The 15058-nt window shown below is 71.1% G+C and carries 12 protein-coding genes and 1 pseudogene; 12 read left to right on the top strand and 1 reads right to left on the bottom strand.

Translation table 11 applies throughout. The annotated features are described in order from the left end of the window. From V7E46_RS01390 to V7E46_RS01345, 10 genes are all read left to right on the top strand, one after another. Positions 1-3559 (top strand): hybrid sensor histidine kinase/response regulator (locus V7E46_RS01390; protein ID WP_333766663.1); only part of this gene is annotated, 3559 nt, incomplete at its 5' end. Positions 3560-3794: 235 nt separating this feature from the next. After that, on the top strand, positions 3795-4481 hold the full coding sequence (locus tag V7E46_RS01385; RefSeq protein ID WP_329174066.1) for a response regulator: 687 nt from the start codon (positions 3795-3797) through the stop codon (positions 4479-4481). Between the two features lie 151 nt (positions 4482-4632). After that, entirely contained in the window at positions 4633-7350 is a 2718-nt protein-coding gene (locus V7E46_RS01380) for a DNA translocase FtsK (RefSeq protein WP_333766662.1), read from the top strand. 193 nt (positions 7351-7543) lie between these two features. Further along, entirely contained in the window at positions 7544-8344 is an 801-nt protein-coding gene (locus tag V7E46_RS01375) for a helix-turn-helix domain-containing protein (protein WP_333766661.1), read from the top strand. A gap of 83 nt (positions 8345-8427) precedes the next feature. Further along, positions 8428-10068, top strand: coding sequence for a 30S ribosomal protein S12 methylthiotransferase RimO (gene rimO, locus V7E46_RS01370; RefSeq protein ID WP_333766660.1), 1641 nt, complete (start codon positions 8428-8430; stop codon positions 10066-10068). Beyond that, complete coding sequence (gene pgsA, locus V7E46_RS01365; RefSeq protein WP_443053935.1) at positions 10065-10988, top strand: CDP-diacylglycerol--glycerol-3-phosphate 3-phosphatidyltransferase; 924 nt, start codon at positions 10065-10067, stop codon at positions 10986-10988. Before rimO ends, pgsA begins: the two co-directional genes overlap by 4 nt. Then, positions 10985-11476 carry a CinA family protein gene (locus V7E46_RS01360; protein WP_333766659.1) on the top strand — a complete coding sequence of 164 codons (492 nt, stop codon included), beginning with the start codon at positions 10985-10987 and terminating at the stop codon, positions 11474-11476. The genes pgsA and V7E46_RS01360 overlap by 4 nt, the downstream gene beginning before the upstream one ends. A 165-nt stretch (positions 11477-11641) precedes the next feature. After that, positions 11642-12034 (top strand): helix-turn-helix domain-containing protein, encoded by a 393-nt coding sequence (locus tag V7E46_RS01355; RefSeq protein ID WP_251488126.1) that lies wholly within the window; start codon positions 11642-11644, stop codon positions 12032-12034. Between the two features lie 139 nt (positions 12035-12173). Continuing rightward, a complete protein-coding gene (locus V7E46_RS01350; RefSeq protein WP_329174055.1) occupies positions 12174-12644 on the top strand; it encodes a Dps family protein in 471 nt (156 codons plus the stop codon). Positions 12645-12872: 228 nt separating this feature from the next. After that, positions 12873-13064, top strand: coding sequence for a hypothetical protein (locus V7E46_RS01345; RefSeq protein WP_333766658.1), 192 nt, complete (start codon positions 12873-12875; stop codon positions 13062-13064). Positions 13065-13075: 11 nt separating this feature from the next. On the opposite strand, the gene V7E46_RS01340 is transcribed toward V7E46_RS01345, so the two are convergent. Continuing rightward, the gene (locus V7E46_RS01340; RefSeq protein ID WP_333766657.1) at positions 13076-13876 is read right to left on the bottom strand and encodes a DNA-formamidopyrimidine glycosylase family protein; all 801 of its coding nucleotides are present in this window, start codon (positions 13874-13876) and stop codon (positions 13076-13078) included. Between the two features lie 364 nt (positions 13877-14240). On the opposite strand from V7E46_RS01340, the gene V7E46_RS01335 reads away from it, so the two are divergent. Both V7E46_RS01335 and V7E46_RS01330 read left to right on the top strand, forming a co-directional pair. Next, positions 14241-14714: a GNAT family N-acetyltransferase gene (locus tag V7E46_RS01335; RefSeq protein WP_333766656.1), complete on the top strand. Its 474-nt coding sequence runs from the start codon at positions 14241-14243 to the stop codon at positions 14712-14714. A gap of 43 nt (positions 14715-14757) precedes the next feature. Then, positions 14758-14910 (top strand): annotated as a pseudogene (locus V7E46_RS01330) (IS982 family transposase); the annotation flags it as partial. Between the last annotated feature and the right edge of the window lie 148 nt (positions 14911-15058).

Here is a 15058-nt window from a genome sequence, read left to right as displayed (position 1 = left end):
GTCGCAGAAGATCGACGTGGACGCGCGCGGCGAGATCCTGGAGCTCAAGAACACCATCAACACGATGGTGGACCAGCTGTCGTCCTTCGCCGAGCAGGTGACCCGGGTGGCCCGCGAGGTGGGCACCGACGGGCGGCTCGGCGGGCAGGCGCAGGTGCCGGGCGTCGCCGGGGTGTGGCGGGACCTGACCGACTCGGTGAACTTCATGGCCGGCAACCTGACCGGCCAGGTCCGCAACATCGCGCAGGTCGCCACGGCGGTCGCGCGCGGCGATCTGTCGCAGAAGATCGACGTGGACGCGCGCGGCGAGATCCTGGAGCTCAAGAACACCCTGAACACGATGGTGGACCAGCTGTCGTCGTTCGCCGAGCAGGTGACCAGGGTCGCGCGCGAGGTGGGCACCGAGGGCATCCTGGGCGGGCAGGCCGAGGTCAAGGGGGTCAGCGGCACCTGGAAGGACCTGACCCAGTCCGTCAACTTCATGGCGAACAACCTGACCAGCCAGGTCCGCAACATCGCCGATGTCACCAGTGCGGTCGCCCAGGGCGACCTGTCGCGGAAGATCACGGTCGACGCCAAGGGCGAGATCCTGGCGCTGGTCACCACGGTGAACACGATGGTGGACACCCTGTCGGCCTTCGGTGACGAGGTGACCCGGGTGGCCCGCGAGGTCGGCACCGAGGGCCAGCTCGGCGGCCAGGCGCGGGTCAGGGACGCGTCGGGCATCTGGAAGGACCTCACCGACAACGTCAACCTGATGGCGAACAACCTGACGAGCCAGGTGCGTTCGATCTCCAAGGTGGCCACCGCCGTCGCCAACGGCGACCTGACCAAGAAGATCACGGTCGAGGCACGCGGCGAGGTCGCGCAGCTCGCCGAGACCATCAACACGATGGTCGACACCCTGTCGGCCTTCGGTGACGAGGTGACCCGGGTGGCCCGGGAGGTGGGCACCGAGGGAATCCTCGGCGGTCAAGCCCGGGTGCCGGGGGTCAGCGGCACCTGGAAGGACCTCACCGAGTCCGTCAACGGCATGGCGTCCAACCTGACCGGCCAGGTACGGCAGATCGCCCAGGTGACGACCGCGGTCGCCCGCGGCGACCTGTCCAAGAAGATCGACGTGGACGCCCGCGGCGAGATCCTGGAGCTCAAGACCACCATCAACACCATGGTCGGGCAGCTGTCCGCGTTCGGTGACGAGGTCACCAGGGTGGCGCGCGAGGTGGGTACGGAGGGCCGGCTCGGCGGTCAGGCCCGGGTGCCGGACGTCTCCGGCATCTGGAAGGACCTGACCGAGTCGGTCAACCTGATGGCCAACAACCTGACCAGCCAGGTCCGCAACATCGCCCAGGTCGCCACCGCGGTGACCCGCGGCGACCTCAACCTGCGGATCGACGTGGACGCGGCCGGCGAGATCCTGGAGCTGCAGGACTACATCAACACCATGATCGTCCGGCTCCGCGAGACCACGCTCGCCAACAAGGAGCAGGACTGGCTCAAGGGCAACCTGGCCCGTATCTCCGGCCTCATGCAGGGCCGCAGGGACCTCGGCGACGTGGCCGCGCTCATCATGAGCGAGCTGACCCCGGTGGTCTCGGCGCAGCACGGCGCCTTCTTCCTGTCCGGCGACACCACGGAGACCGGCGAGGAGTACGAGCTGCGGCTGCGCGGCAGCTACGGCTTCGCGCGGCGCAGCATGTCGACGGTCTTCCTGCCGGGCGAGGGGCTGATCGGGCAGGCCGCGGTGGAGAAGCGGTCGATCCTCATCGAGCACGTCCCGCCGGGCTACCTCAAGATCACCTCGGGTCTGGGCGACTCCCCGCCGTCCCATGTGATCGTGCTGCCGGTGCTCTTCGAGGGCCGGGTGCTGGGTGTCATCGAACTGGCCGCGTTCCAGCCGTTCACCCAGATCCAGAAGGACTTCCTCGACCAGATCACCGACATCATCGCGATCAGCGTCAACACCATCAGCGTCAACACCAAGACCGAGGGCCTGCTCAAGCAGTCCCAGGAGCTGACCGAGCAGCTGCAGGAACGGTCTGCCGAGCTGGAGAACCGGCAGCGCGCCCTCCAGCTCTCGAACGCGGAACTGGAGGAGAAGGCCGAGCTGCTGGCCCGGCAGAACCGCGACATCGAGGTCAAGAACACCGAGATCGAGGAGGCCAGGCAGGTCCTGGAGGAGCGCGCCGAACAGCTCGCCGTCTCGATGCGCTACAAGTCGGAATTCCTCGCCAACATGTCGCACGAACTGCGCACCCCGCTCAACTCGCTGCTGATCCTGGCGAAGCTGCTGGCCGACAACGCCGACGGCAATCTGTCGCCCAAGCAGGTCGAGTTCGCCGAGACCATCCACGGCGCCGGTTCCGACCTGCTCCAGCTGATCAACGACATCCTGGACCTGTCCAAGGTCGAGGCCGGCAAGATGGACGTCTCGCCGACCCGTATCGCGCTGGTGCAGCTGGTCGACTACGTGGAGGCCACCTTCCGCCCGCTGACCGCGGAGAAGGGCCTGGACTTCTCGGTGCGGGTCTCGCCGGAGCTGCCGGTCACCCTGCACACCGACGAGCAGCGGCTGCTCCAGGTGCTGCGCAATCTGCTGTCCAACGCGGTGAAGTTCACCGACAGCGGCTCGGTGGAGCTGGTGATCAGGCCGGCCGGCAGCGAGGTGCCGCAGTCCATCCGCGAGCAGCTGCTGGAGGCCGGCACCCTGCGCGCGCCCGACCAGCCGCTGATCGCGTTCTCGGTGACCGACACGGGCATCGGTATCGCGGCGGGCAAGATGCGGGTGATCTTCGAGGCGTTCAAGCAGGCCGACGGCACCACCAGCCGCAAGTACGGCGGTACGGGCCTGGGCCTGTCTATCAGCCGCGAGATCGCCCGGCTGCTCGGCGGCGAGATCCACGCCGACAGCCAGCCCGGCCGCGGCTCGACCTTCACCCTGTACCTGCCGCTGAGCCTCGGCGAGACCCCGCACGCGGCGCCGCAGCTGACGGCCGGCGGCGACCAGGAGTCCGCGGCTGCCGCCCGTACCCGCAGCCCCGGCAGCAGCCTGTCCCGGCTGCGCCGCCGCTCCGCCCAGCCGGCCCCGCTGCCCGCCGGGCAGGGGCAGAACGGGACGGCGGCGCACGAGCCGTGGCCCGAGGAGAGCCAGCCGGTCGCCCACTCGGGCTTCACGGGCGGTTTCAGCGGCGAGAAGGTGCTGATCGTCGACGACGACATCCGCAACGTCTTCGCGCTCACCAGCGTCCTGGAGCAGCACGGCCTGACCGTGCTGTACGCCGAGAACGGCCGGGAGGGCATCGAGGTGCTCGAACAGTACGACGACATCGCGATCGTGCTGATGGACATCATGATGCCGGAGATGGACGGCTACGCGACGACGACGGCGATCCGCAAGATGCCGCAGTTCGCCGGGCTGCCGATCATCGCGCTGACCGCGAAGGCGATGAAGGGCGACCGGGAGAAGAGCATCGAGTCCGGCGCGTCGGACTATGTCGCCAAACCGGTCGACACCGACCACCTGCTGACGCTGATGGAGGAGTGGATGCACGCCCGCTGAGGAAGAAACGTCGAACTTTCGCCAACTGGGCGTTCTGACGGGGTGTGAGAACGAGAGGATGAGGGAACCTACTCGTCTCCGCCTGCGTTTTCGGTGTGTGGTGAGTGACGTGGCGGTGACAGGGTGTGGCGAACGGCTGGGTGCGGCTACCATGACCGGCACAAGGACGGGCGGCGCGACAGAGTCGTCCCCGGGGGCGGCGACCGGCGTGATGCCGGGGCGAGGAGGGCGGGCCATGGTGCAGAAGGCCAAGATCCTCCTGGTCGATGACCGGCCGGAGAATCTGCTGGCGCTGGAGGCCATTCTCTCGGCGCTCGATCAGACTCTGGTCAGGGCATCGTCCGGGGAGGAGGCGCTCAAAGCGCTGCTCACCGATGATTTCGCGGTGATCCTGCTCGATGTCCAGATGCCGGGCATGGACGGGTTCGAGACCGCGGCACACATCAAGCGGCGGGAGCGGACCCGGGACATCCCGATCATCTTCCTCACCGCGATCAACCACGGCCCGCACCACACCTTCCGGGGCTACGCGGCGGGCGCGGTCGACTACATCTCCAAGCCGTTCGACCCGTGGGTGCTGCGGGCGAAGGTCTCGGTCTTCGTCGACCTGTACATGAAGAACTGCCAGCTGCGCGAACAGGCCGGACTGCTGCGGCTGCAACTGGAACAGGGTCTGCCCTCCGGGGCGGAGGCCAACGGCTCGAAGGAGCCCGCGGGTCTGCTGGCGGAACTGTCCGCCCGGCTCGCGGCCGTCGAGGAGCAGGCCGAGGCGCTGAGCAAACAGCTCGGCGAGTCCGCGGACGCGGCGGCCGTGGCGACCGCGGCCCACCTGGAGCGGAAGCTGACCGGCCTGCGCCGGGCGCTGGACGCGCTGGAGCCGGGCAGCAGCGGGGGTATCGTGCGGCAGGCCACCGGGGACTGATCCCGCCGCGGGGCGCGTACGGGCCGCCCATGGCGCGCCCGGCAACGCAGATTGACGCCACGTCAATGGCATGACGGCGGCAGCCCGACACGAACGGGCGTATCCGCAAGCACGCGTGTTCCCCGATCACAAGGGCGGTAATCTCGGCACCATGGCCCCACGTACGTCCGGCACCGCCAAGAAAGCCCCGGCGAAGCCGGCGGCCAAGAAGTCCGCCGCGAGGAAGCCCGCGGCCAAGGGCGCCGCCGCCAGACCGCCCGCCAAGAAGGCGGCAGCGGCGCCCAGAGCCGCGCCCGTACCGGTCCCTTCGCCGACCAGCGGCGTCTACCGCATGTTCCGGGCGGTGTGGCTCGGCCTGGCGCACACCGTCGGCGCGCTCTTCCGCGGTATAGGGCGCGGCGCCCGCGGCCTGGACCCCGCCCACCGCAAGGACGGCCTCGGCCTGCTGCTGATCGGCCTGACCCTGGTGGTCGCGGCCGGCACCTGGTCCAATCTGCACGGCCCGGTCGGCGACCTGGTCGAGATAGTGGTCACCGGCGCCTTCGGCCGGCTCGACCTGCTGGTGCCGCTGCTGCTCGGCGCGGTCTCCGTCCGTATCATGCGGCACCCGGAGCAGCCCGAGGCCAACGGCCGGATCGTGATCGGCCTGTCCGCACTCGTCATCGGCACCCTCGGCCTGATCCACGTGGCCTGCGGCTCGCCGACCCGCAGCGAGGGCGCCACCGCGCTGCGGGACGCCGGCGGCCTGATCGGCTGGGCCGCCGCCTCCCCGCTGGTCTACACCGTCGGCGCGGTCCTCGCCGCTCCGCTGCTGCTGCTCTTCACGCTCTTCGGGCTGCTCGTCGTCACCGCCACCCCGGTCAACGCCGTACCGCAGCGGCTGCGGGCCGCCGGCACCAGGCTCGGCCTGTACGCCGCGCCGCCGGAGCTCGACGCCGTACCGCTGGAGGACTTCTTCGACGCCGGCGAGCCGGCCGGTACGCGGGAGGCCGAGGACGAGTCGCCGGTACGCCGGCTGCCGCGCAGGCCCGGCAAGGCGCAGGACGAGCCGTACGACATGGACAGCGACCTCGGCGCGGAAGGGGTCCAGGCCGACGACGAGCCCAAGCCGCGGCGCCGGCCCCGCCGCAGGCCCGAGGGCCTGCCCGGCACCGCGCAGGCCGCCGGGTCCGACGCGGTGGACGTGGCCGCGGCAGCCGCCGCGGCGCTGGACGGCGCCGTCCTGCACGGGCTGCAGCCGTCGCCGCTGGTCGCCGACCTCAGCAGCGGCATCAGGAAGCCGGTGCCCGCCGCCCGCGCCGAGGAGGACACCGGCTCGGGCGTCCCCGACCTCACCAAGCACACCGCGGACCCGGGCGACCCGCTGCCGCCGCGCGCCGAGCAGTTGCAGCTGTCCGGCGACATCACCTACGCGCTGCCCTCGCTCGACCTGCTGGAGCGCGGCGGCCCCGGGCGTACCCGCAGCGCCGCCAACGACGCGGTGGTCGCCTCGCTGTCCCAGGTCTTCAAGGAATTCAAGGTCGACGCGGTCGTCACCGGCTTCACCCGCGGCCCGACCGTCACCCGCTACGAGGTGGAGCTGGGCGCCGCGGTCAAGGTCGAGCGGATCACCGCGCTGGCCAAGAACATCGCCTACTCGGTCGCCAGCCCCGACATCAGGATCATCAGCCCGATCCCCGGCAAGTCCGCGGTCGGCATCGAGATCCCCAACAGCGACCGCGAGATGGTCAACCTCGGCGATGTGCTGCGCTCGGCGGAGGCCGCGGGCGAGGACCACCCGATGACGGTGGCGCTCGGCAAGGACGTCGAGGGCGGCTACGTGATGGCCAACCTCGCCAAGATGCCGCACGTCCTGGTCGCGGGCGCCACCGGCTCCGGCAAGTCGTCCTGCATCAACTGCCTGATCACCTCGGTGATGGCCCGCGCCACCCCGGACGAGGTCCGCATGGTGCTGGTCGACCCCAAGCGCGTCGAGCTGACCGCGTACGAGGGCATCCCGCACCTGATCACCCCGATCATCACCAACCCCAAGCGCGCGGCGGAAGCCCTCCAGTGGGTGGTGCGCGAGATGGACCTGCGCTACGACGACCTGGCCGCGTACGGCTTCCGGCACATCGACGACTTCAACGCCGCCGTGCGCTCGGGCAAGGCCAGGACCCCGGAGGGCAGCGAGCGCGAGCTGACGCCGTACCCGTATCTGCTGGTCATCGTCGACGAGCTGGCCGACCTGATGATGGTCGCGCCGCGCGACGTCGAGGACTCGATCGTCCGGATCACCCAGCTGGCCAGGGCCGCCGGCATCCACCTGGTGCTGGCCACCCAGCGGCCGAGCGTCGACGTGGTCACCGGGCTGATCAAGGCCAATGTGCCGTCCCGGCTGGCCTTCGCGACCTCCTCGCTCGCCGACAGCCGGGTCATCCTCGACCAGCCGGGCGCCGAGAAGCTGATCGGAAAAGGCGACGGCCTGTTTCTGCCGATGGGCGCGAACAAGCCGATCCGGATGCAGGGCGCCTTCGTCACCGAGGACGAGGTCGCCAAGGTCGTCGACCACTGCAAGGCCCAGCTCACCCCGGCGTACCGCACCGACGTCACCGTCGGCAGCGGCCCGAAGAAGGAGATCGACGAGGAGATCGGTGACGACCTGGACCTTTTGTGCCAGGCCGCGGAGCTGGTGGTCTCCACCCAGTTCGGCTCGACATCGATGCTCCAGCGCAAGCTGCGTGTGGGATTCGCCAAGGCGGGCAGGCTGATGGACCTGATGGAGTCGCGCGGCATCGTCGGCCCCAGCGAGGGTTCGAAGGCGCGCGACGTGATGGTGAAGGCGGACGAGCTGGACGGCGTGCTGTCCGAGATCCGCGGCGGGGCCTGAGCCCGACACGCGGTGCCGGTCGGAAAGCGGTCGGATTTTTCGGGCAACCGTTTGATCTGTTCATACGTCAACCTCGGCAGGGAGGACGACATCCTGATGGCGGACACAATCCGGCCGTCCGCTTGCCCCCCTGTTTCCGACCCCCCCTAGACTGAACCCCCAGCAGGCGGCTGCACGCTCGAAAGGCGCCCTCGTGTCCCTCGGCAACACGCCCACCGAAGATCGGCCTTCGGTCGGTCATGCCCTCTCTCAGGCCCGCATCGCCGCCGGGCTCACCGTCGACCAGGTCAGCACCGCTACCCGGGTGCGCGTCCCCATCGTGCAGTCGATCGAGCAGGACGACTTCTCCCGCTGCGGCGGCGACGTCTACGCCCGCGGCCACATCCGCAACCTGGCCCGGACGGTGGGACTCGACCCCGAGCCCCTGATCGCACAATATGCGGCCGAGCACGGTACGGAGATCGCCCCCGCGCCCGTCGCGCCGCTCTACTCGTCGGAGCGGATCCGGTCCGAGCCGCGCCGGCCCAACTGGACCGCGGCCATGGTCGCGGCGATCGTCGCGGTCATCGGTTTCGTCGGCTACACCGCTTTCACCGGGGGAGACGACGGGAACGGTGCGAAGGCCGACCCCGCGCCGCCGACCCCGAGCAGCAGCACGACGCCCACCAGCACCCCGGGTACGCAGGCGCCGAGCGCCGATCCGACGGGCAGCGCCATCGCGGCCGCCCCGCCCGGCAAGGTCACCGTCAAGCTCAGCGCCGAGGGCGGCGTCAGCTGGGTCCAGGCCACCGACCACAACGGCAAGCGGCTCTTCCAGGGCTCGCTCAGGAAGGGCGACTCGCAGACCTTCACCGACGACAAGAAGCTCAAGCTCGTCGTCGGCAACGCGGGCGCGGTGCAGCTCTTCGTCAACGGCAAGGACCTCGGCGCGGCCGGCAGCGACGGCCAGGTCGTCCGCCTGACGTATACGCCCGGCGACCCGACGCAGGGCTAGCGGCACCGGGTGTGACCGAGGGGTTCGGGCGGTAGGCGGCCGAGGCGCGAGGGGCGCGACAGGGCAGCGGGTAGTCTGAGTGCATGCCCGAAACCCGTACCGTCGCCCTTGTCACGCTCGGATGCGCCCGTAACGAAGTGGACTCGGAAGAGCTTGCCGGCCGGCTGGCGGCGGACGGCTGGCAGCTCGTCGAGGACGCCGCGGACGCCGATGTGGCGGTCGTCAACACCTGCGGCTTCGTCGAGGCGGCCAAGAAGGACTCCGTGGACGCCCTCCTCGAGGCCAACGACCTCAAGGACCGCGGCCGCACCCAGGCCGTCGTCGCCGTCGGCTGCATGGCGGAGCGGTACGGCAAGGAACTGGCCGACGCGCTCCCGGAGGCCGACGGCGTGCTCGGCTTCGACGACTACACCGACATCTCCGAGCGGCTCCGGACGATCCTGGCCGGCGGCGTCCACGCCCCGCACACCCCGCGCGACCGGCGCAAGCTGCTGCCGATCAGCCCGGCGGACCGCCAGGCGTCAACGGTGGCGCTGCCCGGCCACTCCCAGGAGGGACGCCCCAACGCCGGCGGGTCCGCTGCGGGCGAACCTGCGACGGTCGATCCCGGGTCGGTCGATCCCGGTCCGGGCGGGACGTCCGCGGCGGCCGGGGGAAGAGCCGTGGACCTCGCCGACCTGCCGGCGGGTGTCGCACCCGCGTCGGGGCCGCGCGCCCCGCTGCGGCGCCGGCTGGACTCCGGGCCTGTCGCCTCCGTGAAGCTCGCCTCCGGCTGCGACCGCCGCTGCACCTTCTGCGCGATCCCCTCCTTCCGCGGCTCCTTCATCTCCCGCCGCCCCTCCGACGTCCTCGGCGAGACCCGCTGGCTGGCCACCCAGGGCGTCACGGAGGTCATGCTGGTCAGCGAGAACAACACCTCCTACGGCAAGGACCTCGGCGACATCCGCCTGCTGGAGACGCTGCTGCCGGAACTGGCGGCGGTCGACGGCATCGAGCGGGTCCGGGTCAGCTACCTGCAGCCCGCCGAGATGCGCCCGGGGCTCATCGACGCGCTGACCTCCACGCCCGGCGTGGTGCCGTACTTCGACCTGTCTTTCCAGCACTCGGCCCCCGCCGTGCTGCGGGCGATGCGGCGCTTCGGCGACACGGACCGCTTCCTGGACCTGCTCGGCGCGATCCGGGCCAAGGCGCCGCAGGCCGGCGTGCGGTCCAACTTCATCGTGGGCTTCCCCGGCGAGACCGAGGGCGACCTGGCCGAGCTGGAGCGCTTCCTGAGCGCCGCCCGGCTGGACGCGATCGGGGTGTTCGGCTACTCCGACGAGGACGGCACCGAGGCGGCCGGCTACGACGGCAAGCTGGACGACGACGTCATCGCCGCGCGGCTGGCCCGGGTCTCCCGGCTCGCCGAGGAGCTGACCGCCCAGCGCGCCGAGGAACGCCTCGGGGACACCGTGCGGGTGCTGGTCGAGGCGGTGGACGAGGAGACCGGCGAGGTGACCGGCCGCGCCGACCACCAGGCGCCGGAGACGGACGGCCAGGTCGTGCTGGTGCCGGCCGACGAGGCCTGGCAGGCGCGGCCGGGGACTTTCGTGACGGCGAAGGTGATCGGGGCGCAGGGCGTCGACCTGGTGGCGGAACCGCTGGGCGGGGCGGACTCCGTCGGCGCCCAGGGCACTCCGGTCGCCGAGGCGGCCATGGCCGGGCCGGCGGTGGTGGGCAGATGAGCGGAGCCCCCGCGCCGGCCGAGTCCCCCTCGCCGTCCTCGTCGTCGGCTTCCGCGGCCGCCGCCGGTTCGGGCGCCACGGTGGCGCCCGACGCGCTCGTCCACCCGGCGGCGGGCGTCGACCACGCGGCCGACCCGGTGGCGCCGAAGGCCGGCCTGTGGAATATCGCCAACCTGCTGACGATGACCCGGCTGGTGCTGGTCCCCGGCTTCGTGCTGCTGCTGGTCCACGACGACGGGAACGACCCGAAATGGCGCTCCTTCGCCTGGGCCGCGTTCGCGATCGCGATGATCACCGACCTCTTCGACGGCGAGCTGGCCCGGCGCTACGGGCTGGTCACCGACTTCGGCAAGATCGCCGACCCGATCGCGGACAAAGCGATCATGGGAGCGGCCCTGGTCGGGCTGTCCGCACTGGGCGACCTGCCGTGGTGGGTCACCGCCGTGATCCTCTTCCGCGAGCTGGGCATCACGCTCATGCGCTTCTGGGTGATCAGACACGGGGTGATCCCGGCGAGCCGCGGGGGCAAGCTCAAGACGCTCACCCAGGGCGTCGCGGTGGGCATGTACATCCTGGTGCTGACCGGTCCGCTGGCCAGCACCCGCGCCTGGCTGATGGGCCTCGCGGTGCTGCTCACGGTGGTGACCGGGTTCGACTACGTACGGCAGGCCGTCGTACTGCGGCGGGCCGGTCTCGCGGCCGAGCGGGCGCTGTCGCGGGAGGTGGCGGCGGTCGCGTCCGGGGCGGCGCCTGCCTCTGGGACGGTGGTCGCCTCCGGCGCGGGGGCGGCTGGAGGGCCGGACGCCGACGGGTCGGAGGTTGGCGGGTCGGAGGTTGGCGGGTCGGGTGCCGGCGGCCCGGAGGCGGAGGGGCGGGGCGCGGACGCGCCGGGCTCGGGCGGGCCGGAGCAGGGCGTATGACGGGCGGTGGCGACACCGCCGCTGAGGTGCTGCGGCTGATGGAGCGGCGCGGCGGGACGCTGGCGGTCGCTGAATCGCTGACCGGCGGTCTGCTGGCCGCGGAGCTGACCGCGGTGCCCGGCGCGTCCCGGAGCTTCCGCGGCTCGGTGACGGCGTACGCCACCGTGCTCAAGCACGAGCTGCTGGGCGTGGACGGGACGCTGCTGGCCGAACGGGGCGCAGTAGATGCACAAGTGGCGTGCCAAATGGCCGAGGGCGTACGCCGTCGCCTCGGCGCGGACTGGGGCGCCGCCACCACAGGTGTGGCAGGTCCCGACCCGCAGGACGGCCGGCCGGTGGGCACCGTTTTCGTGGCGGTGGCCGGTCCTGGCGGGTTCTCCGAGGTCGCGGCGCTGCTGCTGGCCGGGGACCGTACGGCGATCCGCCGGGCGTCGGTGGCGGCCGTGCTCGATCTGCTCCTCGAACAGCTGCAGAAGGCTTCCGAATAACCGGCCCGGCGTGCGTTCTGCGGTGCAGGACAGGGAAGAACACGGGGAGACGTGATGTTTGCAGCCCTGAGTGAACACGTCTTTGCTCCCCGCACGGCCGGTGCCCGAGGCGGTACGGTGGGGCGAGAAGGATGCGGTACCGCGATCCCGAGGAGGGAGCCACCGATGATTCTGCTCCGTCGCCTGCTGGGTGACGTGCTGCGTCGGCAGCGCCAGCGCCAGGGCCGCACCCTGCGCGAGGTCTCCTCGTCCGCCCGGGTTTCACTCGGCTATCTGTCGGAGGTCGAGAGGGGGCAGAAGGAGGCGTCCTCCGAACTGCTCTCCGCGATCTGCGACGCCCTGGACGTACCGATGTCCGAGGTGATGCGAGAAGTCAGCGACGATCTGTCGCTCGCCGAGCTGGCACAGTCCGCGGCGTCCGAGGCCACTGCCGCACCGATGCGGCCGCTGCTCGGCACAGTCACATCGGTCACGTCCGTCACGTCCACCCCGGACGAACGGATCACCATCAAGGCACCGAAGAAGTCCGCGGAAGCCGTGGACGTCGTCGCCGCCTGATTGCCCGCTGTCCGCCGCGATGCGGCGGATCTGCCTTTGCCGTGTTCGGAATGGCGAGGCAGGGTAGTCGGAGAAGGTCTGAAAACGGGTGTAATCGGCCGTAATGGATCTGATCGCGTCTATCCGCTGGGAGAACCGCATGAGTGTCGTGAAGAGCCCGCTGTCCGAACCTGACCGCAAGTCCGTGGGAGACGCGCTTCAGGGCGCGCTGGTCGACCTGATCGACCTGTCACTGCTGGCCAAGCAGGTGCACTGGAATGTGGTGGGCCCGCGCTTCCGGTCCGTGCACCTCCAGCTCGACGAGGTCGTCGACAGCGCCAGGACCCACTCCGACACCGTCGCGGAACGCGCCTCGGCGATCGGCGTGACGCCGGACGGCCGGGCCGGGACGGTCTCCAAGACCAGCGGCATCGACACGGTGACCGACGGCTGGGTCAAGGACAACGAGGTCGTCGAGATCATGGTCGCCGCGCTGGACTCCCTCATCACCCGGATGCGGGAGCGCATCGAGCTGACGGACAAGCCGGACCCCGTCACCCAGGACATCCTGATCGGTCTCACCGCCGATCTTGAGAAGTTCCACTGGATGTTCCAGGCCGAGAACGTCTGACCGTCCGCTCGCTCGCTCCTGCACGGGATGTACGGGCTGTACGGGGGCCGCCGGGTGCGGCTCCCGCCGCGAACTCGGGGTCAGAAGGAGGCGGCCGTGCGTGCGCTTCAGGAACTCCCGATATGTCCCTCCGCTCCTCCCGTACCGCCCATTGCCGGGCCTCGGCTCCGGTCGCGGTCGCGGTCGGGACTGGGAATTCGGCCGAGGCTGGGGCGCCCGCTGCGTTGTGTGATCGGTGTGATCGGCGGGGTGCTGTGGTGGGGGACGTTGCTGCGGCTGGCCGCGGAGCCTGAGGCGGTCGGCCCGTGGCAGAGCGCGCTCGCCGCCGGCGGTTGGAGCCTGGGCCTGATCCCGCTGCATGCCGTGCCCGCGGGTGTCCGCCGCCGCGCGGCTCCGCCCGGTGACGCCACGGCCGTCTGAGGACCCGGCTGCTACTGGCTCGGCCCCGGCCCGCGCTGGCACCGCGGACACCAGTACGCCACCCGCCGCTGCCCCTCAGGGCCGTGCTCGCCGACCTTGACCGGGGTGCCGCAGCGCAGGCACGGCCGGTGCGCCCGGTCGTACACCCAGTGCGTACGGCCGCGCCGCGTGTCCCCGGTGGTCACATGGCCGGGGCGGCCCTTGTTGGCCTCCAGCAGCCGCTTGGCCAGCGTCACCAGCTTCTCGGGCGCGGCCACCTCGCCGAACGGCGTCCACGGGGTCACCCCGCGCAGAAAACACAGCTCGGCCACGTAGACGTTGCCGATCCCGGCGAGATTGCGCTGGTCGAGCAGCGCCTCACCCAGCGGTCGGTCCGCCTCCGCCGCCAACCTGGCCAGCGCCGCGGCCGGGTCCCACCCCGGCCCCAGCAGATCGGGCCCGAGATGGCCGACCACCTGCTGCTCCTCCGCCGTGGGCAGCAACGCGAGCACCGGCAGCCGGTATCCGACCGCGGTCCTCTCCTCGTTCCCCAGCACCGCCCGCACCTGGTGCTCCGCCCCGCCCCGCCACCGCTCCCCGGGTGCGTAGAGGTGCCAGGCACCGTCCATCCGCAGATGCGAGTGCAGCGTCCAGTCACCCTCCAGCCGCGTCAGCAGGTGCTTGCCCCGCGGTACGACCTCCAGCACCTGCCGCCCCACGAGCTGCACCGTCGCCAACTGCGGCACGCGCAGCTCCGCCCGCACCAGCACCCGCCCCGCCAGCGCCGCGTGCAACCGCTGGGCGGTCAGCCAGACCGTGTCTCCTTCAGGCACCCCTCCATCATGCCCCGCCCGCCTCCGATGACGTTCGCACTCCCGGGCCCGCCGGTCGCGCGAGCGCGGGGTGCGTCATGCGGCCTCCGGGCCGCCCAGCGCCCCAGGAGGGGCCGGGGGTACCCCAGGCGAAGCTCTGGCCCCGGCGCGGGCGGCCACCGGGGCTGCGGGGATCTGCGCACGCCACACGCCGCTCACCGCCGTGCAGCGATGCGCCCCAGACCCCCGGGGGCCGCGACCCGGCGTCGTGTCCGAACGGGCGTCCACCACCTCCGAGCGGCGCGAGTAGATGGACAATTCCAGGGGGTCGGTGGGTGGGCGTGGGCCGTTTCGCTCCGGCGGATCGGTTTGCGAGAGTAAGGCCATGAGTGACGTTGTGATCCGTCGGGCCGAGTTCGATGACGCGCCCGCGCTGGCAGCCATGCGCTGGCGGTTCAAGGTGGAGGACAGCGGAGATGGAGTCCCCTGGGGTGAAGAGGAGTTCACCGCCGAGTGCGAGCAGTGGCTGCGTTCCCGGATGGCCGGGCTGTGGCGGGTCTGGGTCGCGGAAGTGGGTGGCCGTCCCTGTGGTCACGTGTTCGTGTGTCTGGTGGAGAAGGTCCCGAGTCCCCACCCGGGCTCCGACACCCTCGGCTACGTGACGAACTTCTACGTCGTCCCCGAACAGCGCAATCGCGGCCTGGGCAGGGCCTTGCTCGACGAGGCGACCGGCTATGCGCGCGCTCACGGCCTGGATACGTTGATCGTGTGGCCGTCCGAGCGCAGTGCGCCGCTGTACCGGCGCTGCGGATTCGACGGACCGGGCGTACTCCTCGAACAGCCCATCGCGCCCAGCTGAGCGAAGTTCTTGCTTGTGACTCGTGGACGATGCGAGGGCGCCAGGCCAGCTCGACCTCGAACGGCACCGAGGCCGCACCTCCAACCGCGCAGCCGTCCGAGTCCTGCAACGCATCCTCGCGCTCGCCGCCGCCATCTGGCACAACGCCCGTACTGGCCAGCCGACCATGCGCGCGCTCACCGCCTACGACCATTGAACCCCTTGGAATCGATCATCTAGCCACGCGAAGCAGCGCGGGTCCATACGGATGGCCACTGATCCAGGGCGCGGGGAAGCGCGCGTGCCGCCCGATTCTCAGCGTTGGGCCCGAACGGACCGCCGCTATCGCGGGGGTCGCGGGGGAC

Source organism: Streptomyces sp. IBSBF 2435 (assembly GCF_036815005.1).
Taxonomy (GTDB): Bacteria; Actinomycetota; Actinomycetes; order Streptomycetales; family Streptomycetaceae; genus Actinacidiphila.
The sequence above is the reverse complement of the archived record's forward strand: the minus strand, read 5'-3'. Positions and strand labels throughout refer to the sequence as shown.